This window comes from Limnohabitans simekii (SeqCode) (genome assembly GCF_965234735.1).
GTDB lineage: Bacteria > Pseudomonadota > Gammaproteobacteria > Burkholderiales > Burkholderiaceae_C > Limnohabitans > Limnohabitans simekii.
Genome location: NZ_OZ248540.1, coordinates 436716 through 460981 on the forward strand (window position 1 = coordinate 436716; position 24266 = coordinate 460981).

At 57.2% G+C, this 24266-nt stretch carries 21 protein-coding genes; 6 read left to right on the top strand and 15 right to left on the bottom strand.

The genetic code is table 11. The annotated features are described in order from the left end of the window. Positions 1 to 9: 9 nt before the first annotated feature. Positions 10 to 1338 (top strand): sensor histidine kinase, encoded by a 1329-nt coding sequence (locus AC8GFP_RS02265; RefSeq protein ID WP_506609824.1) that lies wholly within the window; start codon positions 10 to 12, stop codon positions 1336 to 1338. A 13-nt stretch (positions 1339 to 1351) separates the two neighbouring features. On the opposite strand, the gene AC8GFP_RS02270 is transcribed toward AC8GFP_RS02265, so the two are convergent. From AC8GFP_RS02270 to pip, 4 genes are read right to left on the bottom strand one after another with little or no spacing between them, the layout of a single operon-like run. Continuing rightward, on the bottom strand, positions 1352 to 1918 hold the full coding sequence (locus AC8GFP_RS02270; RefSeq protein ID WP_506609826.1) for an outer membrane beta-barrel protein: 567 nt from the start codon (positions 1916 to 1918) through the stop codon (positions 1352 to 1354). A 53-nt stretch (positions 1919 to 1971) separates the two neighbouring features. Further along, positions 1972 to 2619, bottom strand: a complete 648-nt coding sequence (locus AC8GFP_RS02275) for a response regulator (RefSeq protein WP_506609828.1) — start codon at positions 2617 to 2619, stop codon at positions 1972 to 1974. Beyond that, on the bottom strand, positions 2612 to 3970 hold the full coding sequence (locus AC8GFP_RS02280; RefSeq protein WP_506609830.1) for a histidine kinase: 1359 nt from the start codon (positions 3968 to 3970) through the stop codon (positions 2612 to 2614). Before AC8GFP_RS02280 ends, AC8GFP_RS02275 begins: the two co-directional genes overlap by 8 nt. Positions 3971 to 3973: 3 nt before the next feature. Further along, a complete protein-coding gene (gene pip / locus AC8GFP_RS02285) occupies positions 3974 to 4942 on the bottom strand; it encodes a prolyl aminopeptidase (protein ID WP_506609832.1) in 969 nt (322 codons plus the stop codon). A 209-nt stretch (positions 4943 to 5151) separates the two neighbouring features. Between pip and pqqA the strand changes: the two genes are divergently transcribed. From pqqA to pqqE, 5 genes are all read left to right on the top strand, one after another. Further along, positions 5152 to 5226: a pyrroloquinoline quinone precursor peptide PqqA gene (gene pqqA, locus AC8GFP_RS02290; RefSeq protein ID WP_506610519.1), complete on the top strand. Its 75-nt coding sequence runs from the start codon at positions 5152 to 5154 to the stop codon at positions 5224 to 5226. Positions 5227 to 5292: 66 nt separating this feature from the next. After that, positions 5293 to 6207, top strand: coding sequence for a pyrroloquinoline quinone biosynthesis protein PqqB (gene pqqB / locus AC8GFP_RS02295; protein WP_506609834.1), 915 nt, complete (start codon positions 5293 to 5295; stop codon positions 6205 to 6207). 8 nt (positions 6208 to 6215) lie between these two features. After that, positions 6216 to 6965 carry a pyrroloquinoline-quinone synthase PqqC gene (gene pqqC, locus AC8GFP_RS02300; RefSeq protein ID WP_506610521.1) on the top strand — a complete coding sequence of 250 codons (750 nt, stop codon included), beginning with the start codon at positions 6216 to 6218 and terminating at the stop codon, positions 6963 to 6965. Continuing rightward, entirely contained in the window at positions 6962 to 7240 is a 279-nt protein-coding gene (pqqD, locus tag AC8GFP_RS02305; protein WP_506609836.1) for a pyrroloquinoline quinone biosynthesis peptide chaperone PqqD, read from the top strand. The genes pqqC and pqqD overlap by 4 nt, the downstream gene beginning before the upstream one ends. Continuing rightward, complete coding sequence (pqqE, locus tag AC8GFP_RS02310) at positions 7237 to 8406, top strand: pyrroloquinoline quinone biosynthesis protein PqqE (RefSeq protein WP_506609838.1); 1170 nt, start codon at positions 7237 to 7239, stop codon at positions 8404 to 8406. Before pqqD ends, pqqE begins: the two co-directional genes overlap by 4 nt. 33 nt (positions 8407 to 8439) lie before the next feature. Here the strand turns inward: pqqE and AC8GFP_RS02315 are convergent, their stop codons facing one another. The 11 genes from AC8GFP_RS02315 to AC8GFP_RS02365 all read right to left on the bottom strand — a co-directional run bounded on the left by AC8GFP_RS02315 (position 8440) and on the right by AC8GFP_RS02365 (position 24265). Continuing rightward, entirely contained in the window at positions 8440 to 8772 is a 333-nt protein-coding gene (locus tag AC8GFP_RS02315; protein ID WP_506609840.1) for a protein tyrosine phosphatase family protein, read from the bottom strand. Positions 8773 to 8784: 12 nt separating this feature from the next. Further along, positions 8785 to 9276 carry a surface-adhesin E family protein gene (locus AC8GFP_RS02320; protein WP_506609841.1) on the bottom strand — a complete coding sequence of 164 codons (492 nt, stop codon included), beginning with the start codon at positions 9274 to 9276 and terminating at the stop codon, positions 8785 to 8787. A gap of 31 nt (positions 9277 to 9307) precedes the next feature. Then, entirely contained in the window at positions 9308 to 11032 is a 1725-nt protein-coding gene (gene recD, locus AC8GFP_RS02325) for an exodeoxyribonuclease V subunit alpha (protein WP_506609843.1), read from the bottom strand. Next, a complete protein-coding gene (recB, locus tag AC8GFP_RS02330; RefSeq protein WP_506609845.1) occupies positions 11029 to 14628 on the bottom strand; it encodes an exodeoxyribonuclease V subunit beta in 3600 nt (1199 codons plus the stop codon). The genes recD and recB overlap by 4 nt, the downstream gene beginning before the upstream one ends. Continuing rightward, on the bottom strand, positions 14625 to 18101 hold the full coding sequence (gene recC / locus AC8GFP_RS02335; protein ID WP_506609847.1) for an exodeoxyribonuclease V subunit gamma: 3477 nt from the start codon (positions 18099 to 18101) through the stop codon (positions 14625 to 14627). The genes recB and recC overlap by 4 nt, the downstream gene beginning before the upstream one ends. Positions 18102 to 18131: 30 nt before the next feature. Next, positions 18132 to 18404, bottom strand: coding sequence for a ComEA family DNA-binding protein (locus AC8GFP_RS02340; RefSeq protein ID WP_506609849.1), 273 nt, complete (start codon positions 18402 to 18404; stop codon positions 18132 to 18134). Positions 18405 to 18508: 104 nt separating this feature from the next. After that, entirely contained in the window at positions 18509 to 19648 is a 1140-nt protein-coding gene (gene lapB, locus AC8GFP_RS02345) for a lipopolysaccharide assembly protein LapB (protein ID WP_506609851.1), read from the bottom strand. A 13-nt stretch (positions 19649 to 19661) separates the two neighbouring features. Further along, positions 19662 to 19946, bottom strand: a complete 285-nt coding sequence (locus AC8GFP_RS02350; RefSeq protein ID WP_506609853.1) for a LapA family protein — start codon at positions 19944 to 19946, stop codon at positions 19662 to 19664. Between the two features lie 38 nt (positions 19947 to 19984). Further along, a complete protein-coding gene (locus AC8GFP_RS02355) occupies positions 19985 to 20305 on the bottom strand; it encodes an integration host factor subunit beta (RefSeq protein ID WP_506609855.1) in 321 nt (106 codons plus the stop codon). 92 nt (positions 20306 to 20397) lie between these two features. After that, positions 20398 to 22077, bottom strand: coding sequence for a 30S ribosomal protein S1 (rpsA, locus tag AC8GFP_RS02360; protein WP_506609857.1), 1680 nt, complete (start codon positions 22075 to 22077; stop codon positions 20398 to 20400). A 151-nt stretch (positions 22078 to 22228) separates the two neighbouring features. After that, entirely contained in the window at positions 22229 to 24265 is a 2037-nt protein-coding gene (locus AC8GFP_RS02365) for a bifunctional 3-phosphoshikimate 1-carboxyvinyltransferase/cytidylate kinase (protein ID WP_506609859.1), read from the bottom strand. Position 24266: the final 1 nt, after the last annotated feature.

The window sequence follows — 24266 nt, forward strand, 5'->3', positions numbered from 1 at the left end:
TTGAATCGCATGTTCAGTCAACACATTGCCAGCAGGTATGTTCATGACCGTGTGCTTGTGGGCATGGCCAAGGTTTTGCAGCAATGCATGCATTTACCTGCTGAAGAAGACGCTTTTCGATCATGCGCTGATCAGGCCCGCACAGATTCCTCCATTGAATCTTGGCCAGAACGCTACGTGGTTTGCGATGTTCATCAGGCCAATGCCCAATCGGCTGAAGCCTTATTGTGCGCACACATCGTCGATCCGACTTTGAAGTGGGCTGACTTTGCAGCCGATGAAGTTACTGGTTTTGCCAGCATCCAAACCACGGTGAACCAGCAGGCGTGGTCAGCCGTTCGACAGACTTCTTCCGGCCATGTGTTGATGTTGCAAGAAGAGGTGATTCAGCGTCTTGTTGTTGAAATTTGGAACATCCGCAACTGGGTGATGCAGTTTGTGGCACCCGTGATTGTGTTGATGACGCTGATAGTGGGATGGTTGATGACGGTGGTGCTGCTCAAGCCTGTGAACGACATCCAAAAAACCTTGCAAAAGCTGTCGTCTAAAAACTTGAACGAACCCCTGCAAGTGGATGCCGATTACCAAGAGTTTGAGGCGTTCACGAATGTGTTTGAGGATTTGCGTGGCAGACTGCACAACAGTTTTTTGCAGTCCCATCGGTTTTCTGCAGATGCATCCCATGAGTTGCGAACGCCTCTGACGATTTTGCGCGGCCATGTGGAATTGGGCATTGCCGAATTGCCTGCGGGCTCGGAGGCACAAATTCGGCTGCGTTTGATGGGCGAAGAAATTGAGCGCTTGATCGACATCACGGAAAAGCTGTTGTTGTTGTCGCGTGCTGATGCCGATAGCATCAAATTGGACATGAGCGATGTGAATATCAGTGAACTGCTCAACCAAATGGTGAAAGATGCCCGTTTGTTTCAATCTGACTTGACGATCACTTCCAACATCCAAGCGCAAGTGGTTTGGCGCTGCGATGCGCAACTGATTCGCCAACTCATTCAAAATTTGTGTGTCAATGCGGTCAATTACAACCTGCCCAGTGGCTGGATCGATTGCCAACTCCATGCACATGACGGTAACTTAGAGCTCACGATCTCCAACCCCACCCATGAGGTGGTGCAAGATTTGTCAGGACGTGCTTTTGAAAGGTTTTACCGAGGAGACTCAGCCCATACTCGCCATGTGGATGGGCATGGCCTGGGACTGAGTTTGTGCATTGAGATCATCCATTTGCACCATGGACGCATCAGCTTGACCTCAGACGCCAATCACATTGTGCATGTCAAAGTGACTGCGCCCTTGGTGCCGCCTCAGGTGCAGATGGGCTGAGGCGGTTGGTGGTTTAGAACTTGATGCCAACACCAACAGAGTACTGACTGGAATCAGTCAACGACTTGTAGTCGCCACGGACGAACAAGTTGCTGTTGATTTTGTATTTGATGCTGGCTCCAAAACCGCTTTGCGCGTCTTTCTGCTCAACGTAAATCAGATCAGCACCCAGATCAACATCAGGCGTGACTGCCGCACGAACGCCCAAGCTCATGGGGTAGGTGTCTTCATGAGTTGTGCCTAAATCCACATAACTGTAGCCAATCGTGGCCACTGCATCGGTGTTGGCAGCGATTGGCAAGCGGTAGCCCACGGAGCCAGATGTATAAGCAATGGTGGTGGTTGATTTTTCAACACTGGTGTAGGAACCCAAAACAAAGAAGTTTTCTGACAAAAGATAAGTGGCTGCAAGACCATACCCAGTGAAAGTGGTGGTGGTTGTTCCAACGGTTGAATCCATGGACACGTAAGAAGCGCTGAGTTCGTTGTAATCCACACCGGTTTCAGATTTGCCAGCTTCGGCCGCAAAGACGGTGGATGTCAACAATGCCAAGGATGCGAGCGTCAAAAGTTTTTTCATGTGTTACTCCTAGTTATGTTGAGATCTTATGAGATTTGCGTGGCCGCCAAGATTCAAGGGTTGCCAGCATCCAACAAACCATGACGCATCGCCAGCAATGTGATTTCAGATTGATTGGCTAGTTGCAACTTTTGCTTTAGTTTGTAAAGGTGGGTTCCCACCGTCGAAGAAGACAGGTTCAAGGTTTCTGAAATCTGCAGCACCGACTGTCCTTTGGCCAATTGCACAAACACTTCAAACTCCCGCGGCGAAAGTTTTTCCAAGGGGTTGTCATCACCTTCCAAGTCTTGCATGGCCATGCGCTGCGCAATGGCAGGATCAATGAAGCGTTTGTGCTGGGCCACCAACCGGATGGCGTCAATCAAGATCTCGGGTGCGGTGCGCTTGGACAAGTAGCCCAGCGCTCCAGCCTGCAAAGCACGCTTGGAGTAACTGGTGTCCTCATGCGCGGACAAAGACAAAATCCGCACCTTGGGATCTTTGGCCACCAATCGCTTGATGGCTTCAATCCCGCCCATGCCGCCCATGGCAATGTCCATGACGACCACGTCCGGTTGCAAGGCTTCGTATTGCTGAATAGCCTCTTCACCACTGGCGGCTTCTCCGACCACTTCAACATCGGCCCATGTTTGCAGCAGCACTTTGAAGCCGCCGCGCACCACGGCGTGGTCATCCACCAAGAACAGTTTCAATTTAGCCATGGCTTCTATTGTGCTTGAGCGGCAAGACCGCATGTACGCGCACACCAGAGGGTTGCAACAATTCAAAAAGCAAACTGCCCCCCAAACCTTGGGCGCGTTCGTGCATGCCAATCACACCAAAGTGTCCTGAGGCTTGCCAATCGGGGTGCGGTCCCACACCGTTATCCCGCACATCTAAATGCAAATGCTCATCCAAGATTTCAACCTGCATGTCGATCAGGCTGGCTTGGGCGTGTCGCAAGGCGTTGGTGAGGGACTCTTGCATGATGCGGTAGGTGGCTGTGGCCAGATCACCCGCTAGATTTTCCAAATTGGCTTGAACGTGCAACAAGATTTTCACTTGGGGATGTCTTCTGCGGGCGTCTTCCAGCAAATCTTGCAAGGCGTCTTGCAAGCCAAACCGGTCCAGCGCCAGCGGTCGCAATTGACTGACCAATTGATGCACTTCCTCGTAAATCGCATCTGCACATTGCACCACCATCTGGGCCGACGATTCAATTTGCGGGTCCACGCCTTTGGCACGGTGGGCAATTGCCAAGCCCACACTCTTGATGGCGGTGACTTGCTGGCCCAATTCATCATGCAATTCGCGGGCAATATGGCCACGCACTTCTTCAATCCGGGCTTGAATGACTTGGGTCAGTTCGCGGTTTTGCGCCAGTGCCTGGGTGGCTTCTTTCGCTTTCTCACGCGCTGCAATACCTTCTTGTACAGACTGCGCCATGTTGTTAAAGGCTTGACCCATCAACCGGGCTTCTTGGCCCCGCATGGCTGGCAGGCGGGTGTCATAACCACCAGCGCTGATGTCATGCAAGCCCTGCACCACTTGTTGAATAGGCTTCAAGCTGCGGCCCACCAAAACATAGACTAAACCATTGCCCAGCACAAAGCCCAAGATGACGATCACCAGCAATGGCACAAAGGCATCCCAGCCATCAAGCACCGCACGGGACGGATCAGGTCGCAGCAAAACGCGTCCTTGGGGCAATTGAATCTCGCGGATCATGACCAATGGTTTGACGATTTGGCTGTACCACTGGGGTGCATCTCGGCCTGCTTTGTAGGTGGGTGGTGGTGATTGGTAGATCGCTTCGCCAGCATCATTGAGCAGCTCGATTTCATGCGCACGAATGCGACCGACGGAGGCCAAAAAACGCGTCATGTCTTCCAAACTGGCACTGTTGGTGTTGGCCTGTACCCTGGAGAGCAATTGCGTGGCCACCACACTGGCGCCATCCATTTCATCTCGCACGCTTTGACGCGTATCGCGCAAATGCAAGCCAATCAGCAAGGATGCAAACGTGGCCAACAAAATGCCGATGATCAGATTGATTTGCAGGCGTAAAGACATGGTTCAAAGGTGGGCTTGGGTGGCTGCTGCAATGGTTTGCAACAAGGCCGTGGTCATTTCGGGTTCAAACGCGTTGTGACCTGCGTTGTCAATCCATTGAAGTTGACTGTGTGGCAAAACCTGGTGCACTGCCCAAGCGGCTTCGGGTCGGCAAATCCAATCCAGTCGACCGTGCAGCAAATGCACCGGCATGGATTGCAAAGGCCCCATTTCTGACAACAAGCCTGGTTCAGGAAAAAAACAATGGTGCTTCAAGTAATGGCTTTGCAAACGGTATTTTCGCAACAGGGCTTGGGCGTCTGCGGCGCTCAAAGCAGGCGCATCGTTCGCCACAAAGCTTCGGTTTGTGAGTGCGTTTTCCCATGCTTGCCAAGCCTGCGCCAAGGGCATGGCAACAGCCTCTTCGGCATGTTGAATCTGCTCATACATGAAGCTAGCAATGGCATGGCGCTGTGGACTGGGCACCAGCGCTGCCATCGCGGCCCAAGCGTCTGGCATCACCGATTGCGCGTCTTGAAAAAACCAATCCAGGTCAGATTGGCGTGAGAGAAAAACACCGCGCAACACCAGCCCCAGACAAGCGTTGGGATGCGCACTGGCATACGCCAAACCCAAACCTGCGCCCCAGGAGCCACCAACCACCAACCACTGTTCAATCTTCAATTGCAATCGCAGTCGCTCAATGTCTTGAATCAAAGCCTGCGTGTGGTTGTGCGTTAGTGGATTGTCTGCCGTGCTTCGACCACATCCACGTTGGTCGAACAGCACTGTGCGGGTATGGACAGGGTTGAAGAGCTGCCGGTGCTTGGCCGAGCAACCACTGCCTGGTCCGCCATGCAAAAACACCACCGGCAAACCACTGGGGTGGCCACATTGCTCAAAATAAACACGGTGGCCGTCCAACGCAGGCAAAAAGCCGTGTTGATAGGGTTCGATGGGCGGATACAAAGCAGGGGCAAGGTCTGCGGACATGCTTTAATCCTATTCGTTTTGTTGTTCATGACCTGTCGGCAGTGAACCGAAGGGGGAAACCCTAGGCCTTTATACAGAATTTCATGAGGCTCAATTCCAAGTCCTACCGATGGTGCAGCCTGCACCTTCAAGGCACAGTTCATACCTGTGTTCGGAATGGTTCTGTACACGACTCACCGCAACAAGCGGCATACTTTTGGAGATACACCATGAAATGGCAAACACCTGCAGCTAGCGACATGCGTTTTGGTTTCGAAATCACCATGTACATCGCGAACCGCTGAAATCAGCCGGTCTGTCAGGGCAACCTGGCAGACTTTTTTCTTTTTGAGTGAGATAGCGGCTTTATTTTGAAAATACATGTGCTTGGCTCGGCCGCTGGCGGTGGTTTCCCACAGTGGAATTGCAACTGCCCCCAATGCAGCGCAGTGCGCGCTGGCAGCCCGCACCATCTCCCCCGTACACAATCTTCCATCGCCATCAGCGCCAACAGCACAGACTGGCTGCTGGTGAATGCGTCCCCCGATGTATTGCAGCAAATCAAGGCCTTTCCTGGTTTGCAACCCGCTCGGGCCTTGCGCGATACAGGCATTGCCGCTGTCATGCTGATGGACGCGCAAATTGACCACACCACCGGTTTGCTCATGCTGCGAGAGCACCGTCAACGCTTGCCCTTGTATTGCCACCCGTTGGTGCGCGAAGACTTGACCAGTGGCAACCCCTTGTTCAAAGTGCTCGAGCACTATTGCGGCATTGATTGGCAGGCACTGTCCCTAGAAGACAACTTTGCCATCAACGGTCTTGATGGCCTGGCGTTTGCAGTGCTGCCATTGCTTAGCAACGCGCCGCCGTATTCACCGCACCGTGACAAGCCGCAACCCGGTGACAACGTGGGTCTGTCTGCGACGGACAATGCCACGGGCAAAAAACTGTTTTATGCGCCCGGCTTGGGTCAGATGGAGCCCCATGTGTGGGCCGCGATGCAAGCCAGTGACTGTGTGCTGGTCGACGGCACGCTCTGGACCGATGACGAAATGATCGCCTTGGGCGCATCGAAAAAAACATCGCGCTCCATGGGTCACCTGCCGCAAAGCGGCGCAGACGGCATGATCGAATGGCTGGACAAATTGCCCAACCATGTGCGCAAAATACTCATCCACATCAACAACACCAACCCGATTTTGGATGCGCAAAGCCCGCAACGCCAAACCTTGACCGAGCACGGCATCGAGGTGGCATTTGACGGCATGGAGATCACGCTGTGAACAACCTGATGAACGAAGCTTTTGTGGACACCCGCGAGCCTTGGAGCGCCGAAGAGTTTGAAACCTTGTTGCGTGGCAAAAGCAGCAGTTACCACATCAACCATCCGTTTCACGTGATGATGGCGCAGGGCAAACTCAATGCTGCGCAATTGCGCGGCTGGGTGGCCAACCGTTTTTACTACCAAATTTCCATCCCCCTCAAAGACGCGGCCATTTTGTCCAACTGCAATGACCGCGAGATTCGACGCGAGTGGATTCTGCGCATCCTGGACCATGACGGCATCAACATGGGTGGCATTCAAGACGAGGGCGGCATCGAGGCGTGGATTCATTTGGGCCAAGCCGTGGGTTTGAGCCGGGACGATGTCACATCACTTCGGTTTGTGGCACCAGCGAGTCGGTTTGCGGTGGATGCCTATGTGAACTTCGCCCGCCAGCAGCCTTGGCAAGAAGCTGTGGCGTCGAGTCTCACTGAATTGTTTGCACCGCACATTCATCAGCAGCGCATTGACACCTGGCCCGAGCAATACCCTTGGGTGGACCCCACGGGCTTGCAGTACTTTAAAAACCGCCTGACCCAAGCACGACGAGATGTCGCGCATGGCCTCACATTCACCTTGAAATATTTCAGTCAAACTCGGGCGTTGCAAGAGCGGGCCTTGGACATCTTGCAATTCAAATTGAATGTGTTGTGGGCGCTGGCTGACGCCATCATGCTGGACCAATGTCAAATTGAAATCACAGGGCCCAAGGCATGAATGACGTCGACGACATTTTGAACAGCACGCCCAGCGTGGCCAGCATGTTCCGTTTGCAGTGGGAAGAAGTTCAACAGTGTTGGGTCTTGCTGTACCCCGAAGGCATGGTCAAGTTGAATGGCAGTGCGGGTGAAATCATGCGCCGCTTGAATGGTGAAAAAACTGTTCAAACCGTGATCTCCGACTTGGAAACCGATTTCGGCACCACCGGCTTGCAAGCCGATGTCTTGGCCTTTTTAGAAATAGCAGGCCAACAAGGTTGGGTGAAAGCATGAGCGAAACCACCCTCAACGCTGGCTTGCAAACCATGCCGACCCCACCCACGGTGGGCCCGCCCTTGTGGTTGTTGGCTGAAATCACCTACAGCTGCCCGCTGCATTGTGTGTTTTGCTACAACCCGGTGGATTACACGCAAAGCGGCGCTGAACTCAGCACCGAAGAATGGTTCAAGGTGTTGCGCGATGCACGTGCCGCTGGCAGTGTGCAGTGCGGTTTTTCGGGTGGCGAGCCTTTGGTGCGTGACGACTTGGAGCTGCTGGTGGCCGAAGCGCATCGGCTGGGTTTTTACACCAACTTGCTCACCTCGGGCATTGGTTTCACACCGGAACGTGCCAAGGCTTTGAAAGAAGCTGGTTTGGACCATGTGCAGCTTTCATTCCAAGACTCCACCCGCGAGTTGAATGATTTTTTGTCCCACACCAAAACCTTTGCCTTGAAGCAGCGCGCTGCTGAACTCATTCAAAGCAACGGCTGGCCGATGGTGTTGAACTGTGTGATTCATCGCTTGAACATCGATTACATCGACAAGATCATTGAATTGGCGGTGGACTTGGGTGCCGAGTATTTGGAACTCGCCAACAGCCAATATTATTCATGGGCACAACTCAACCGCGATGGCTTGATGCCCAGCCGCGAACAGCTGGAACGTGCTGAACGGGTGACGAATGAATACCGCGCCAAGCTGGGCGACAAACTCAAAATTTTCTTCGTCGTGCCCGACTATTACGAAACCCGACCTAAGAAATGCATGAACGGCTGGGGCAATATTTTCTTGACCATCACGCCAGACGGCTCGGCGTTGCCCTGCCACACCGCCAAGCTGATCAAACATTTGGAGTTTCCCAACGTCAAAACTTCCAGTGTCAAAGAGATTTGGTATGAATCTCATGCGTTCAACCATTACCGTGGTGACGCTTGGATGAAAGAGCCGTGTGTGAGTTGCCCCGAGAAAGAAAAAGACTTGGGCGGTTGCCGATGCCAAGCCTTGATGTTGACCGGCGACGCCGCCAATGCCGACCCGGTCTGCGACAAATCAGCGCACCATCATTTGGTGGAAGAGGCGGTGGCTTATGCGCAAGTGCCCGATGCGCAACGGGTGAAGGTGCAACCCTTGGTGTTTCGCGACCCGATCAATTCACGCAAACTCAGCGCCAAGGTCTGAGCCCTCAGAGGCAGCAAACTTGAGGCCTTGGATTCACTGAAGACCCAGCGACCACAGCTGGGTGGAACGCGCACCACTGCGGCAAAACGCCAACACCGGACCGTTGGCAGATTCCACCAATGAAGCCATTTGCACGACTTGCTCGGGCGTGATGGCGCCACTCACCACAGGCAGGTAGTGGTAGCTCAAACCGGCTGCTTCTGCAGCGGTTTGCATTTGGGCCGAGGTGGGCTGATCAGGTCCGCCTTCCATGTCGGGGCGGTTGTTGATGACGGTGGTGAAACCATGGGCGGCGATAGCGGCCATGTGTTGGGGTTCCAGCTGGGGTGCTGTGGCGAAATCGTCCGTGTGTTTGGTGACTTGCATGGGGTTCCTTGTTTATTTATCCGCAGGCGCGCCAGCTGCTTCGCTTGCGCCTTTGGCAGCTTCTTTGCTAGCGCTGTGGCTCTTCTTCTTCTTCGGTTCCTTGATGATTTGCTTGGGACCGTCGCACAACTTTTCAATCACTTTTTCACCCACGGTTTCACCGGCAACGGGTTTCCAAGGCGTGGATTGTGTGCTGGTGAACAGGGTCTTGCCTTCGCCCATGGGCTCAGACTTCGAGGCAAAGGCCAAAGTGCGGCGTCGCGCATCGTGGCAGTCGTACTCCATCAAGACCAAGCGGGATTTCACACCGGCTTTGGTTTTGTCGAACAGATCGAACAAATGCCAAGCTTGCGGGTAGACACTGCTGGCCCTGATTTTGTCGGGGTCGATGTAGACCACCGCCAAGTGGTTTTCATCCACCGCTTCCCAATCGGCCAGGGCCAAGCCTGCTTGGCACAGCAGCCAGAGGGGGAGCATCCATTTGAGACAGCGCATGGGGTTCATGCCACTGATTTTGCCACCGTTGGCGCGGGGTTCAAGCGCCCGTCAAACCACCACTGCGGTGCACCTGCCTGGCACAGGCCTGAGCCAACAGCGCAGGCTGGGGTGCCCAGATGCAAAGTTGTTGTCGGGCACGGGTCATGCCGGTGTAGATGAGTTCACGCGTGAGCAAGGGTGCTGGTTGGTCTGGGAGCACCAACAGCACTTGATGGAATTCTGAGCCTTGCGACTGATGCACCGTCATGGCAAAAACCGTGTCCACACCTTCCAAACGACTGGGGACTTGCCAACGCACACCGCCCGCACCATCGGGGAAGGCCACGCGCAAACGGGTTTCACCGTTGACCGTGCGTGGCAAACACAGGCCCATGTCGCCATTCATCAGGCCCAAAGCGTAGTCGTTGCGCCGCGCCATGACCGGGCGACCGACAAACCAGTCACGGTCTGGGAAGCCCAAGCTTTGCTGAATCAGCTTATTGAAAGTGTTCACGCCCCAGGGCCCCTCACGCAAGGCGCACAACACACCCAGTTGGCTGAAGGCTTGCAGCAAGCCCAAGGCTTGGGCGTCATCACAGGCTTGGGTTTCCAAAGGCGTCAACATGCCCAGCCAACTTGACCATGCCTGCTTCAAGTGCAGCAGGATGCTGGATTGATGGCTGTTGGCGCTGTCCAGGCGCGACACCGCTTGACCAGGCGGAAAACAAGCATTCGGTGCGGCTTGCCACAGTTGTTCCAGTTTGGTCGTGTCGCCAGCGTTGGCAGCACGCGCCCACAGGCCAATGCCTTGGTCCGCGTCAAAGCGGTGGCTGTGTTGCAAAGCGATGGTGTGCTGAGCCAACCAAGGCGCTTGGCACAACTGCGCCATCACGGCACCGGCTTCCACCGAGGCCAATTGGTCTTTGTCGCCCAGCAGCACCAATCGGGTGGTGGGCGGCACGGCTTTCAACAAACGCGCCATCATTTCCAAATCGATCATCGAGGCCTCGTCCACCACCAAGATGTCGGCTTCCAAGTCCTGGCTGGCTTGCAGCAGTTTGTGCAAGGTGTGCGCTTGGCTGGGCAAGTATGCTGCCTCGCTTGCAGAAAGTTGGCTGCGGGCTTGTGCCATGGCTTGCGCCAAACGTGCAGCTGCTTTGCCGGTGGGCGCGGCCAACAAAGTGCGCAAGGGCTGCGCGGCGTTGGCTTGCAACAAGCGCAACAGCTTCACAACCGTGGTGGTTTTGCCAGTGCCCGGCCCGCCAGTGATGAGGGTCACCGCGTGAAGCGCGGCATGGGCGCAGGCCATGCGCTGTAAATCGGGGGTGTCCGATTCAGAGCCAAAGAGCGCGTTCAAGTGCTTTTCCAAAGCTGCAGGCGCAGGCACGGATTGCTGTTGCAAAGCCACCAGACTTTGGCGGATGCTGGATTCAGCTGTCCAGGCTCGGCGTAAATACAGGCGTTTTTCAAACCACACCAAGGGCGCATCCGCACCTTGTGTCCAAGGCAGGCTGTTGGCCGCATCGGCCAAATGAGGTGGCAGGGCTTGCACCGCTTGGACCGACCAACCCAGCAAATCAGTGGCGTCATGTGGCCAGTTTGAAAGATCGAGGCAAGCATGGCCGCGTCCCCATTGGTGACTGGCCAAGGCGGCCAGCCACAGGTGACGCTCATCGGTGCTGGCTTGCAAGCCTTGCAGCAATTGGGCCAAGCCGATGTCCAAGCCAGTCAGCGGCGTGAGCTTGTTGTCGCGCCAATCAAAAAGCAATTCTTGGAGCTTCATGTTGGCACCTGGGCAAACAGTTGGTCGAGTTGATCGATCAAGGCAAAGGCGGGCCGCAGTGCATGAACCCCTGCATTTGCGTCGTTGATGCCGCGCATGAACACATAGACCGCACCGCCGATGTGCGTCTCTAAGTGGTAGTCGGTCAAGCGGCTTTTCAACAATCGGTGCAGCGCCAAGACGTAGAGCACGTATTGCACGTCATAGCGTTTGTCCAGCACTGCTTGTAGCAACTGAGGTGCTTGGTAATCGGGCAGTTTGTTGGACTTGTAGTCCATCACCCAATAACGTCCCTCGTGCTCGAACACCAAGTCCATGAAACCGGTCAGCATGCCTTGCATGACTTGGGGCAACAAGGCTGGTCTTTGTTCGCCGGGAAAAACATGCTGCCTGATCAGCCTGTCCAATTCGGCGCTGGAGACGCGGCCAGCAGAGATGCTGAATTCCATCTCCGGCCATGCTTGCGCAGCTTGTAGGGATTGCAAGCTCAACGCCTGGGCCAAAGGCGTTTGATGTTGCGCGTCCAGCAAAGGCAATGGCGTGAGTAGGGTGGATTGGAGCCAAGGATTCAACATCGCTTGCGCGTCAGCGGGCAATTGCAGCCAATCAGATTTGCGCTGCACGAGTTGTTGCCAAGCCAGTTGCTGCCAGTCAGCCGGGTTGGTGTGCGCCAAGGGCCAGCCTTGTTGGGCTTGCCATTCCAGCAAGTCGTGCAGCAAGCTGCCGTAACGCGCACCGGCGGGAAAGGTTTGCCAGGCAGACACCTGATGGATTGAAATGTGTTCTGGGCTAGCGGTAGGAAAAGCGTCCATGTCGGCATCGAGCAGCGCCTCTTCATGGGGTGTGCCCGCTTCCAAACCACGGGTCAGGCTGCTGAAGCTGGCCGTCCACCAACGCCGATGGGCAGCACGCGTTGGCGTCAAGGCCGCTTGCGGCACAGATGCGAGCACGGGTGCTTGGTAATGTTCGCCATGGGCTTCGGGCAAGGGCGCAATCGTGATGTGGGGGCAGGTACCCCACAGCTTGTTCAATTGACCCCACAGGTCTTCGTGGTTCTCGCGTTGCAGCAAACGAGACACTGCGCTCAGACTCAAATTGTCGTCTTTGATCTTTCCAGACAAGCTATCCCGAGTGCTGGCCAAACCCAACCACAAACCACGTTTGGCCCGGGTGAGTGCCACATACAGCAGACGCATGTCTTCGTGTTCGTTGGATTCGGTGATGTCGGGTTCTTCGCCGTCCTCGTCATCATCATCGGCAGGTTTTTTGGATTTCTCGGAGGCGGGTCGTTTGAAGCTGCCCAAGAACGGCACGAACACCAAGGGGTACTCGAGGCCTTTGCTCTTGTGATAAGTGACGATTTGCACACACTGGTCGTCGGTTTCCAAGCGCATTTTTTGTGCTTCAGGACTGTCGCTGCTGGCTTGGATGTTGTCCGCCAGATGCTGCAACAAAGCCGCTGGGCCCTGCAAGCCTTGGCTGGCGTTTTGCAGCAATTCACCCAAATGCAGCAAGTTGGTCAGACGGCGTTCCCCTTGCGGCGCTTGCAGCAAACGTTGCGCCACACCTTGCTCGTGCAGCCAGCTGTAGATCATGGGCAAAACGCCATGCTGCTGCCACTGAACAAGCCAGCGGTGGCAAGACTCGGCCAGCGCATCGGCCAGCGTGTCGTCTTGCAAAAAGGCTTGCAGCTGCGGCATGTCAAAGCCCCAAACGCGGCTGGCCACCGCACTGCGCAGCCACAGGGTTTGACGCGGCGCACTGACAGCACGCAACACGCGCCACAGGTCTTGCGCTTCATCGCTTTGAAACACATTCACGTGGTCCGACATGAACACACTGGGGACGCCGCATTGGCGCAATGCTTTTTGCATGGCCTTGGCCTGCACATGGGTGCGCACCAGCACCGCCATGTCGCCAGGTTGCACATCAGGGTGCTGGTGCAGCAGCGCCACCATTTGCGCGGCAAAGCCTTGCGACATCTGCTGCAAATGCAGTGGTGCAGTCCAATGTTTGCTGTTGGGCGGCGGCGGCAGAAACCATGCGGTCAAGGGCTTGTCAGGTTGACCGCTTGTTTGCAGCATTTGGGCTTGGCTGCGGCTTTGCACTGGCTCGAATTCAATCTGGCCCAATTCGGAATAAAACGGATGGCTGATGCAGCCAAACACATGGTTGACCGCTGCCACCAAAGAGGGTGTGGAGCGGAAGTTGCTGTCCAAGCTGTGCAGCGCCTGGGGGTTGATATGAAGTGCTTTTTGTCGCGCCTTGATGTAGGTGCTGAGGTCGGCACCACGGAAACTGTAGATGGCTTGTTTGGGGTCGCCAATCATGACCAGCGCATGGCTGTCGTCGTCAGGGGTATGCGCGTAAATTCGGTCTAGGCTTTCGTATTGCCAAGGGTCGGTGTCTTGAAATTCATCGACCATGGCCACCGGGTATTGGGCGCGGATGGCCGCCGCCATTTGGCCGTCATCGGCAAGCAAAGCGGCGTGCAGGCGTTGCAACAGGTCTTGGAAATCGAAGACCGACAACTGCAACTTGGTTTGTTGGTATTGCTGGCGCACCTCGAAGGCGGCGTGGTCGAGAAGACGGTCTTTGGAAGCCGGTTTGGTTTTTTGGAAATCAACAAGCGCTTCGATGTGCGAAAAGACAGCGTGATCTGCAGCTTCGGACCAACCCTTTTCTTGCAGGCTGCTCTGGGTGAAGCGAAACACGTTTTTGCTGTGCGTCGCCGTATCGTTTTGACACCAGGCCTGTAATTCATTCACCCAATCGGCAACATAGTCTGCACGGGACCCTTTCATTTTTTTGGCTGCTTGGGCGGCGATCAAAGTATCTGCCAAGCCCTTGTCAAATGCAGTGCGCCCCGCTTGCTTGGCGCGTGTGGCCAATGCTTGTTCTTGAGCCAACCACACCCCATGCTCGGCCAACACCATTGCTGGCGATGGCGGTGCAGTCGCTTCAGCTGGTTGTGGTTTCCGATCCATCAGGGCCCAGCGGGTTTTCAAGTCTTTCAGCAAGGCTTGTGGATCGCCACCCAAGAGCGCTTGGATGAGTTGCTGCTCTGGCAAGGAGAGCGGGTAGAACCAGCGCCGCCAGTGGTCGCCGACCAGTTGGTGCAGCAACTCAGAGGGGTTGTCCAGGTGGGTTTGCTCAAACAGGTCTCGGCTGTGCAGCGCAAAGCTGGTGAGCATGCGCCTGCTCCAACCGTGGATGGTGTAGATGGCGGCCTCGTCCATGCTTTGTGCGGCCATGTGCAGTTGCGCTGCGCAATGCGGCCACTGCTCGGGTTGAAAAGCCGCGCTCAGGTCTTGCAAAAACGGATCCGAGGTTTCAGCCTTGCCAGTGACTTGAGCGTCAAACCACAAAGCGGTTTCGTGCAAGCGATGCCGGATGCGTTCACGCAGTTCGGCGGTGGCGGCCTCGGTGAAGGTCATCACCAAAATCTGAGGTGGTTGCAAGCCGTTTGAAGCACGGCCGTGGCCCAACACCAAGCGCACATACAGGGCGGCCAAGGTGAATGTTTTACCGGTGCCCGCACTGGCTTCGATGACTTGACGGCCCGACAAGGGCAGGGTGAGCAGGTTCAAGCTCATGCACCCACCTCTTGATCGGTCTGTATGTCTTCCGCCTTGTCTGCGGGCAACAAGGCTTTCAGCATGGGCCCATACACCCGCTCAGCCCAAACAGGCAGTTCAGGCCACAGGTCCTCGAATTCGGCGAAAGCTCTTTTCAATAAGGTGGATGCATCTCTTTCACCTGTGCGGTGGTAACCACCGTCGAATGCCTGACGCGCTGCAGCGAAAGCCTTGGCTTGGATGTCTTGTTCTGAGGTGGTTTTGGAGCCCGGGAAGTGTGTGGCCATCAGCCAAGCGCAAGCGGTTTTGCAAGCCAAGGGCAGCGGTCGTTGCCATGCCGCCAGGTAAACCGCCACCAAGTCTTCAATCAGGGTTTGGGCTTCTGCTGCTGGCAGGGGGACAAGCCCCACCAAACCGTCCTCACCACTTTGCAAACTGGTGGTGGACACACCTGCGGCGTTGGCGCACAGGTGCCCCAGCCAAAGCCCTGCCAAGGTGTCCAAGCGAGGATGGCCTGACTTATTCAAAACCTTGCCGGGGCGCCAATTCAATTGCAGAGCGGTGCCATCAGCATATTGACGCCAAGTGTGGGCATCGCCGCCCCAGCGCAATGCCACATCGATGTTGTGGGCCTTGAGATGAAACACTTGCGCGGGCAGGTCTTGGCTGGGGGTGGCCAGCCAGGGCGACACATGCGCCAGCACCGTGCTGCGCAATTCAAGCATGTGGTTTTGTTGCAGTTGACCAAAGCCACTGAATGCCAAGCGCCCTTGGCGGTGCATCTGCTGCAACTGTGCATGGGGATCGTCTGCATCAAGCACCGATTGGTTCAATAAAAAGCGCTGTAAACCAGGCGTGTCAAAGGGCTCGTCTTCCTCGTTCGCTTCGGGCGGTTGATCCAAGCGCACCTGCAAGTTGGCACGGAAATGCACGGCCTCGGGATGGCGCAACAACAAACCAAGCTCTTGTTCAGTCAGGCTGCTGAGGGGTGCCGTGGCTGGGTTGGTCCATGCCAACGCAGCTGGTGGGTTTGGGGATGCAAGCGCCTGTGCATCAAGGGCGCTGCGGGCTGCATTCCAGTCGTCTGCATAGGTGAAGAAGCCACTGCCTTGCACAAAGTACTTGGATGAAAACGGTTGCAAGGGTTGCAGGGGGGCTTCAAAGGCTGGCTTGGTGTTCTTTTCGGACAGGGCGGCTTGCGGGTTGGACAAGGCGTGGCAGGCATTCAAATGGTCGAGCAATTGCGCCACCAGCACAGAGGGTGGCAGTTTGGCGTGGTCGCTGGCGCGTCGGCCTTGCCACGACACATACACACGATCGCGGGCAGACAGCAATGCTTCGAGGAACAAATAGCGGTCGTCCTCGCGGCGAGCCCGGTCGCCAGCACGGGCGTTTGCGGGCTGGCTCATCAGATCGAAATCACGTGGTGCTGGTGCGCGTGGATACACGCCATCGTTCATGCCGAGCAAACAAACCACTTTGAAGGGAATGGCACGCATGGGCATGAGCGTGGCGAACTGGACACCGCCTCCAAGGAAGCGGCGTTGCAAGCCGCCCGTGTCCATCTGCGCCAACCAGTGGCTGCGCACCACCGCCAGCGGCAATGGGGTGGTGAATTGCGCCAATTCACAGTCGGTCAACCATTGTTCCAAGGGCATGAGCACACGATCGAGCAAGCGTTGGCTGTGGTCGTCGGTGACCTTGAAAAACCGGGCCACCAAAGCTTGCAACAGCTGCACCCAATCGGTGGGCGTGTGGTCTTGTGAGAGCTGCAGCAAGCTGAGTTGCACATCGTGCAAGCAACGCAGCAAGCCAGACACCACGGGTGCATCCAGGCCATCGACACCTGTTTGGGGCGATGTGTGCTGCCAACTGGCGTGGGGCTCAGCCGCACCCAAGGCATAACCCAGCAGCAGTCGTTGCAGGCCAAACACCCAACTGTTGTGGTCGCTGTCGGGGCTGTCAGTGGGCATGCCCCAGTGCTGTCGGTGTGGTGCGTCTAGGCCCCAGCGCACACCCGCTTCCAGCAGCCAACGGTGCAAGTCTTGGACGTCTTGCGCTTGCAAACCATAGCGTGCCCGCACGGCGTCCACTTGAAACAAGGCCAACCAATCTGACAGGCTGAGTCGCAACTGCGGCAGTTGAAGCAAGGTTTGCAGCGCTTGCACCATGGGTTCTTGGTGGGGTGTGGTGTCGGCCACGGCATAGGGTAGGTGGCGGGAACCAGCTTGCTGGCCAGGCAGTTGGAAGCGACCGAACACCGCGTGAATGTGCGGTGCAAAGGCGGCCATGTCGGGCACCATGACCATGATGTCTTGGGGCTGCAAAGCAGGGTTCTCGTCCAACCACGCCAAGATGCGGTCGTGCAGCACTTCGACTTCGCGTTGCGCCGAGTGGGTTTGCACCAATTGAAAGCTGGTGTCGGGCTCGCTCAGCAGCACAGGCTCCATTGGCGGGGTTTCCAAGTGCAGGATGTCCGATTGCAGTTGGTGCAGCGCAGAGGGTGCAATACCCGCGTCAAGTGCCTCTTGTCGAGGATCGATGTACACATTGACCCGCTGGAAGGGCGGTGCGCCCACCTCAGCCGTTTCAAATTCGTCAATGGCGTGCAGGTAGTCGCGGCCATGCTTGCCCCAGGCGGCCAACAAAGGGTGGCCTTCGGGGATGATGCTTTCGGTCAGGTGCCCCCAGTGCGCTTGGCTGGGGTTGTGCACAAACATCAACACCGGAATGAAGCGCCCCAGCGCCACCAAGGCTTCCAAGGTTTGCAGGGGCAAGGCGGTGATGCCAAACACCAGCAAACGTGTTGGCAAGCCAGTGGGCAAGCTCTCTGGCGTCATGGCCTTCAGGGCTTTCATGAAGGCTTTGTGCACATCCGAGCGGGCTTGGAATCCATGTTGTGCTGCAGGCAGTTGGGTTTGCACATCGGTCAACAAATCGCGCCACATGGCGGCTTGCCAAAGCTGCTCTGGCGGCAGGGCTTGGCCGTGGTTGAGCAGGTCTTGAGCTTGGGCCCAGCGTTCCAGCCAATCGGCGCGGTAGTTTTGATAGCCGTCCAACACGTCAGCGAGTTGTTGGGCCAAACCAAAGGCGCGGCTGCCTTGGGTGTCGTCGCCCAGGTAATGCGCCAAGGGCGCAAAGCGTTGGTCTTTCAACCACTCGGGCAAGCGGCGCAAGATGCGCCAAACCAAAGGCGCTTTGTCCAGGGGCATGTGGGCGGGCAGTTTGTCCGCGCCCAGCACGCTGCGGTAAATCTGCCACAACTGGCTGGACGGCAACTCGAGGCGGGTGGCCGCGCAAATGCCCAGCGCTTGGTCAGACGCCAAGGCCAGGGACAACCAATGCTTCATGCCATTGCTTTGCACCAAGATGGTTTCGGCGGCCAAGGGCGGCAAGGGGTTGGCTTGCACATGCTGCACCAGCAGGTCGCGCAGACCTTCCATGCGGTTGCTGTGCAGCACCATGAAACCAGGCGGGCGGGAAGTCGTCATTCGGTCGGGCGTTTGAAAAGAGGTGTGAGCTTAAAGCAGACCCGGGCTCAAAACTTGACCTTGTACTGTCAAACCTTGTTCCGAAAGTTTTCGCGCAACCCGCGGTCCCATGCCGCTGACCCGCCGCATCAGGTCTGGCCAATCTTTGAACGGTTGTTGACTGCGGGCTGCCAACACCCTGCGCGTGAAGGCGGGCCCCAAACCACGCAAGCTGTCCAACTCCGCTTCGGTGGCTTGGTTGATCTCGAGGGCCCCTAGATGCGGGCAGCAGCACAAAATGAACAGGCAAAGCATGTAACGCATTGATGTCTCCCATGAAGGGCGGAGATTTCAACGCAGACTTCGAAGTCGGTGTGGAAGTTTTAGTGGCGTTTATTGTGATGGGCGCTCACAAACCAGCTGAAAAATCAGAGCTCTTCAATCCGCCGGGGCGGGTAGCTGTCCCAGGCTTGGCAGCCCGGGCATTGCCAGAAATGCTGCAGCGCTTCAAAGCCACAGGCGGCGCAGCGGTAGCGGCGCAGTGGCTTGGCGGCTTGCTCAAGGGCGCGTTGCACCTGGGGCTGTTGTGCCGGGTTGAGTTGTTCGCCAGCCAACCACTGGGTTGCAGCAATGAGCGAGGGGTGTTTCAGCAAATGCTGGGCGTAGAGCTCTCGGCTCAGATCTTGCCCCATGCTTTGTTGCAACTGAACGATGGCGTCCAACACGTCCAGGTTGTGGTCGGCGTGGTAGTTGTCTTGCAGCAAGGTCAAGACGCTAATTTGGCGGTGCACCTGGGGCGCCAAGGCAGCGAGTTTGTCAGCCACCAAGGGCAAGGCCGAAGGAATGTGCTGCGCCAATTGTTCCAATTGATCGCAGGCGGCTTCGTGCTGGCCTTGTTGCATCAACAATGCAGCCAAGGCCATGCGCGGGCGGGCATTGCCCGGCGCGGCTTGAATGGCTTCCATCAGCCATTGTTTGGCTTGCATTGGGTCGGCGCTTTCGCTGGCCAACTCGCACAAATAATGGGCACGCCGAACGGTGAAACGACCCTGACCAGCTTGGTCAAGTTGCAGGCTGATGTTGGCGGCTTGCTGCCAGTCGCGGGTGCGCTCGTAAATCGTCAGCAGGGCCAGCAAGGCTTGCGGTGCGAGGGTGGTGTCCATCAAAGGGCGCAGGGCTGCTTCGGCGCGGTCCAAGATGCCTGCTTTCACATAGTCCAGGGCCAGGTCGTATTGGGCACGTTCGCGGTCGGCGCTGCTCAGGTCGGCACGGGCCAGCAGGTGTTGGTGCACCCGCACCGCACGTTCAAACTCGCCACGGCGGCGGAACAAATTGCCCAGCGCGAAGTGCAATTCGGACGTGTCTGGATCCCGCTGAACCGCTTCAATGAAGGCGTCAATCGCCTGGTCTTGTTGCTCATTGAGCAGGTGGTTCAGACCTTTGAAATAGGCCTTGGGGTTGCTGCGGTTTTCCAATCGCAGCTGGCGCAGGTCAAACCGCGACGCCAACCAACCCAGCACAAAGGCCAGCGGCAAGCCAATGAAAATCCAGCCAATTTGCAGGTCCATCAGGCGCTGATCCTCATGGCGTGTAGGGCAGGTCTGAGGCCACGGTGGCAGCCACAGGGGTTGAAACCGGTTTGAACGCCTGCTTGGCCAAGCTGCGCTGGCGCCACCAGCGCGGCACCATGCCCAGCACGCCTACCGCCACGCCCAGCGCAAACACCACCAACAACACCAGCACCATCGGGGCACGCCATTCCAAACCCCACAGGAAGCGCACGGCGACATCCTCTTTGTTGTTCAAAGCGAAGGCCAACAGGATCAAAAAAATGGCTGCTTTCAGTGTCCACTGAAGCAGCCGCATGAATTGTTTCAAAGTGTGTCCCCAATGTGGGTGGCATTCTAGGGCTTGGAGGTGTCAGGCAAAGCCAAAAGATCTTTGGTGCGCACTTCAACGGCTTCGCGCAGTGCCTTGCCTTGTTTGAAATGGGGGACGCGTTTTTCTGGGATGGCCACGCTTTCGCCAGAGCGCGGATTGCGTCCCATGCGCGGCGGTCGGCGGTTGACCGAAAAGCTGCCAAAGCCACGCAATTCAATGCGGTGGCCTTTCACCAAGGCGTCGCTCATCGCGTCAAGCAAGGCTTTGACGGCAAATTCCGCGTCGCGGTGGGTCAGCTGCGGGAAACGCGCTGCCAGTTCTTCAACCAAATCACTGCGGGTCATGTGTACTGCTTTGAGAGAGCTTGAAACAGCCACCGGTGGCCAGGTGCCAGCCGGTGGGCCGGGTCACAGGGCCACCGAGGTGGCCGCTGTGATCACTTCTCGGTGTTGTCCAACTTGGCGCGCAACAAAGCGCCCAGGCTGGTGGTGCCCGCATTGCCTGAGTTTTGGCTCAGGGTTTGCATGGCTTCTTGTTGGTCTGCTTGGTCTTTCGCTTTGATCGACAACTGGATGTTGCGGGTCTTGCGGTCCACATTGACCACCACAGCGGTGACTTCGTCGCCGACTTTGAGCACCTGGCTGGCATCTTCCACGCGGTCGCGGGAGATTTCAGAGACGCGCAAGTAGCCGATGATGTCTTCGCCGAGGTCGATTTCAGCGCCTTTGGCGTCCACCGTTTTGACGGTGCCGGTGACGATTTGACCTTTGTCATTGACCGACACGAAGTTGGTGAACGGGTCGGAGTCGAGTTGCTTGATGCCCAAGGAAATGCGCTCGCGCTCGACGTCCACAGCCAACACCAGGGCTTCGACTTCTTGGCCCTTTTTGAAGTTGCGCACGGCAGCTTCGCCGGTTTCGTTCCAAGACAGGTCGGACAAGTGCACCAAGCCATCGATGCCAGCGGCCAAGCCGACGAACACGCCGAAGTCGGTGATGGATTTGATGGGGCCTTTGACACGGTCGCCGCGCTTGGTGGCGGAGGCGAATTCTTGCCAAGGGTTGGCTTTGCACTGCTTCATGCCCAAAGAGATGCGGCGTTTGTCTTCGTCGATCTCGAGGACCATGACTTCGACTTCATCGCCCAAAGCGACGATTTTGGAAGGGGCCACGTTTTTGTTGGTCCAGTCCATTTCAGACACGTGCACCAAGCCTTCGATGCCGGGTTCGAGTTCGACAAACGCGCCGTAATCGGCGATGTTGGTGACCTTGCCGTGCATGCGGGTGCCTTGGGGGTAGCGGCGGTTGACGCCCATCCAAGGATCGTCGCCCATTTGTTTCAAGCCCAGAGACACGCGGTTTTTCTCGGTGTCGAACTTGAGGATCTTGGCGGTGATTTCTTGGCCAGCCACCACCACTTCGGAGGGGTGACGGACACGGCGCCAGGCCATGTCGGTGATGTGCAGCAAACCATCGATACCGCCCAAATCGACAAAAGCGCCGTATTCGGTGATGTTTTTCACGACGCCGTGAACGATGGAACCTTCTTTCAGGTTTTCCATCAGTTTGGCGCGTTCTTCGCCCATGGAGGCTTCAATCACGGCGCGGCGTGACAACACGACGTTGTTGCGCTTGCGGTCGAGCTTGATGACCTTGAATTCCATGGTCTTGTTCTCGAAGGGCGACAAGTCTTTGATGGGGCGGGTGTCGATGAGGGAACCGGGCAAGAAGGCGCGGATGCCATTGACCAAGACGGTGAGGCCGCCTTTGACTTTGCCGCTGGTGGTGCCGGTGACGAATTCGCCGGATTCCAGGGCTTTTTCCAGGCTCATCCACGAGGCCAAACGCTTGGCGGTGTCGCGGCTGAGGATGGTGTCGCCGTAGCCGTTTTCGACCGAGCTGATGGCCACGGACACGAAGTCGCCGGCTTGAACTTCGAGTTCGCCCAGGTCGTTTTTAAATTCTTCAATCGGCACATAGGCTTCTGATTTCAGCCCTGCGTTGACCACCACGTGGTTGTGCTCGACGCGAATGACTTCAGCGGTGATGACTTCACCGGTGCGCATTTCGGAGCGTTTCAGGGATTCTTCAAAGAGGGCTGCAAAAGATTCAGACATTCAATTTCCTAATTTCGTCGGCCAAGCGGCAAGCTGCACTGTGGCAGCCTCGAAAAACTTGATCGACTTGGTTTGCGGCAGAACCGCGGTTGGGTGAAACAACCTGAGCACCAGTGCGCCAAGCAGCGCGAGAGGGGTGTTCAGGAGCGGGTCAGGGGCGGCCGGAGCCAAACACCTGTTTGCTTTGCCACCAGGCCAACACTTGTGCCACCGATTCCTCGATGGAGAGCAGGGAGTTGTCCAGGTGCATTGCGTCTGCGGCGGGCTTCAAAGGGGCAACGCTGCGCTGTGTGTCGCGGGCGTCGCGCGCTTCCAAGTCTGCGCGAAGAGCCGAGATTGTAGTGGAAAAACCCTTTGAAATCAGTTGCTTGTGACGCCGTTCGGCTCTTTTTTCAGCACTGGCGGTGAGAAACACCTTGAGGGCCGCGTTCGGAAAGATAACCGTGCCCATGTCGCGGCCATCGGCCAACAGGCCCGGCAGCTGTTGGAAGCTGTGCTGCAACTCCACCAAGGCTTGCCGCACTTTGGGCAGCACCGAGACTTTGGAGGCGTTCATCCCGGCTTCTTCGGTGCGGATTTCATGGCCAATATTGACGCCGGACAGAAGCACTTGCTCACCTACAAAAGTCACGGGCAGGCCGCGTGCCAGCTCGGCGATGGCGTTTTCGTGGGCGTCGTCCAGGCTCAAACCAGCTTGCAAGGCGGCCAAGGCCGTAACCCGGTAAAGCGCGCCGCTGTCGAGGTAGTGGTAGCCCAAGGCTTGCGCCACCAGCGCGGCCAGCGTGCCTTTGCCCGAGGCGGTGGGGCCGTCGATGCAGATGACCGGCACTGCTTTGGCCTGGGACAGGCTGAACAAAGCTTCAAAGTAATCGGGGAAGGTTTTGGCCACACATTTCGGGTCTTCGATGCGCACCGGCAGCCCCGCAGGATTGAACGCCGCCAGCGAAAAACACATGGCGATGCGGTGGTCGTCGTAGGTGTGGATGCTGGCGGCTTGCCAAATTTGGATGGGATGGATGCGAATCCAATCCGGGCCTTCTTCCACCTGAGCGCCGAGTTTGCGGGCTTCGGTGGCCATGGCGACGATGCGGTCGGTTTCTTTCACCCGCCAGCTGGCGATGTTGCGCAAAGTGCTCGGGCCGTCGGCATAGAGCGCCATGACGGCCAAGGTCATGGCGGCGTCGGGGATTTGGTTGCAGTCCATGTCGATGGCACGCAGGGGCCAAGCCCCTCGGCAGGTTTGCACCCAGTTGGGGCCACTGGTGATGACCGCGCCCATGTGGGCAGCAGCGTCCATGAAGCGGATGTCGCCCTGAATGGAGTCGGCGCCCACGCCTTGAATCCGCACGCCCTCAACGGAAGCGATGGCACCCAAGGCAATGAAATAACTGGCCGACGAGGCATCGGCTTCCACCGGCAAGCTGCCCGGCGAGGTGTAGCGGCTGCCGGCGGGAATGGTGAAGCGCTGCCAGCCTTCGCGTTTGACCGTCACGCCAAAGCGCTGCAACAGGTTCAGGGTGATGTCGATGTAAGGCTTGGAGATCAGCTCGCCCACCACCTCGATGACGATGTTTTGGTCAATGGCGTTGGCCGCAGAACTGGGGCTGACCGAGGAAGCGCGGTGCTGCGCCGCCAAGGGCAGCGCCAACAGCAACGCCGTCAAGAATTGGCTGGACACGTCACCGCGCACTTGAATGGGCTGTTCCAGTTGCAAGCCCTTGTGGCCTTGCAGGTGCAGCGGCGGAAAGCCGTCTTGGCCGGTGTAGTCGATCTGGCAACCCAGCTGGCGCAAGGCGTCCACCAGGTCGCCGATGGGGCGCTCGTGCATGCGCGGCACGCCGTGCAGCTTGGTGTTCGCGCCCATCAATGCCAACGCGGCGGTGAGCGGGCGCATGGCCGTGCCCGCATTGCCCATGAACAAATCCAAGGTTTGGGCGGGCGCTTGGCCGTTCAGACCCGTGATGCGCACCGTGCTGCCGTCCACCTCGACCTTGCAGCCCATTTGGCGCAACGCCGCCAGCATGACCCGGGTGTCGTCCGAATCCAGCAGGTCGTGCAAAGTGGTCGTCCCTTGGCACAAGGCGGCGAGCAACAGCACCCGGTTGGAAATGCTTTTCGAGCCCGGCAGGGTCACCGTGCCCTGGGCGCTGGCCAGGGCGGGAACATCGAGGAAGGCGGTGCTGTACATC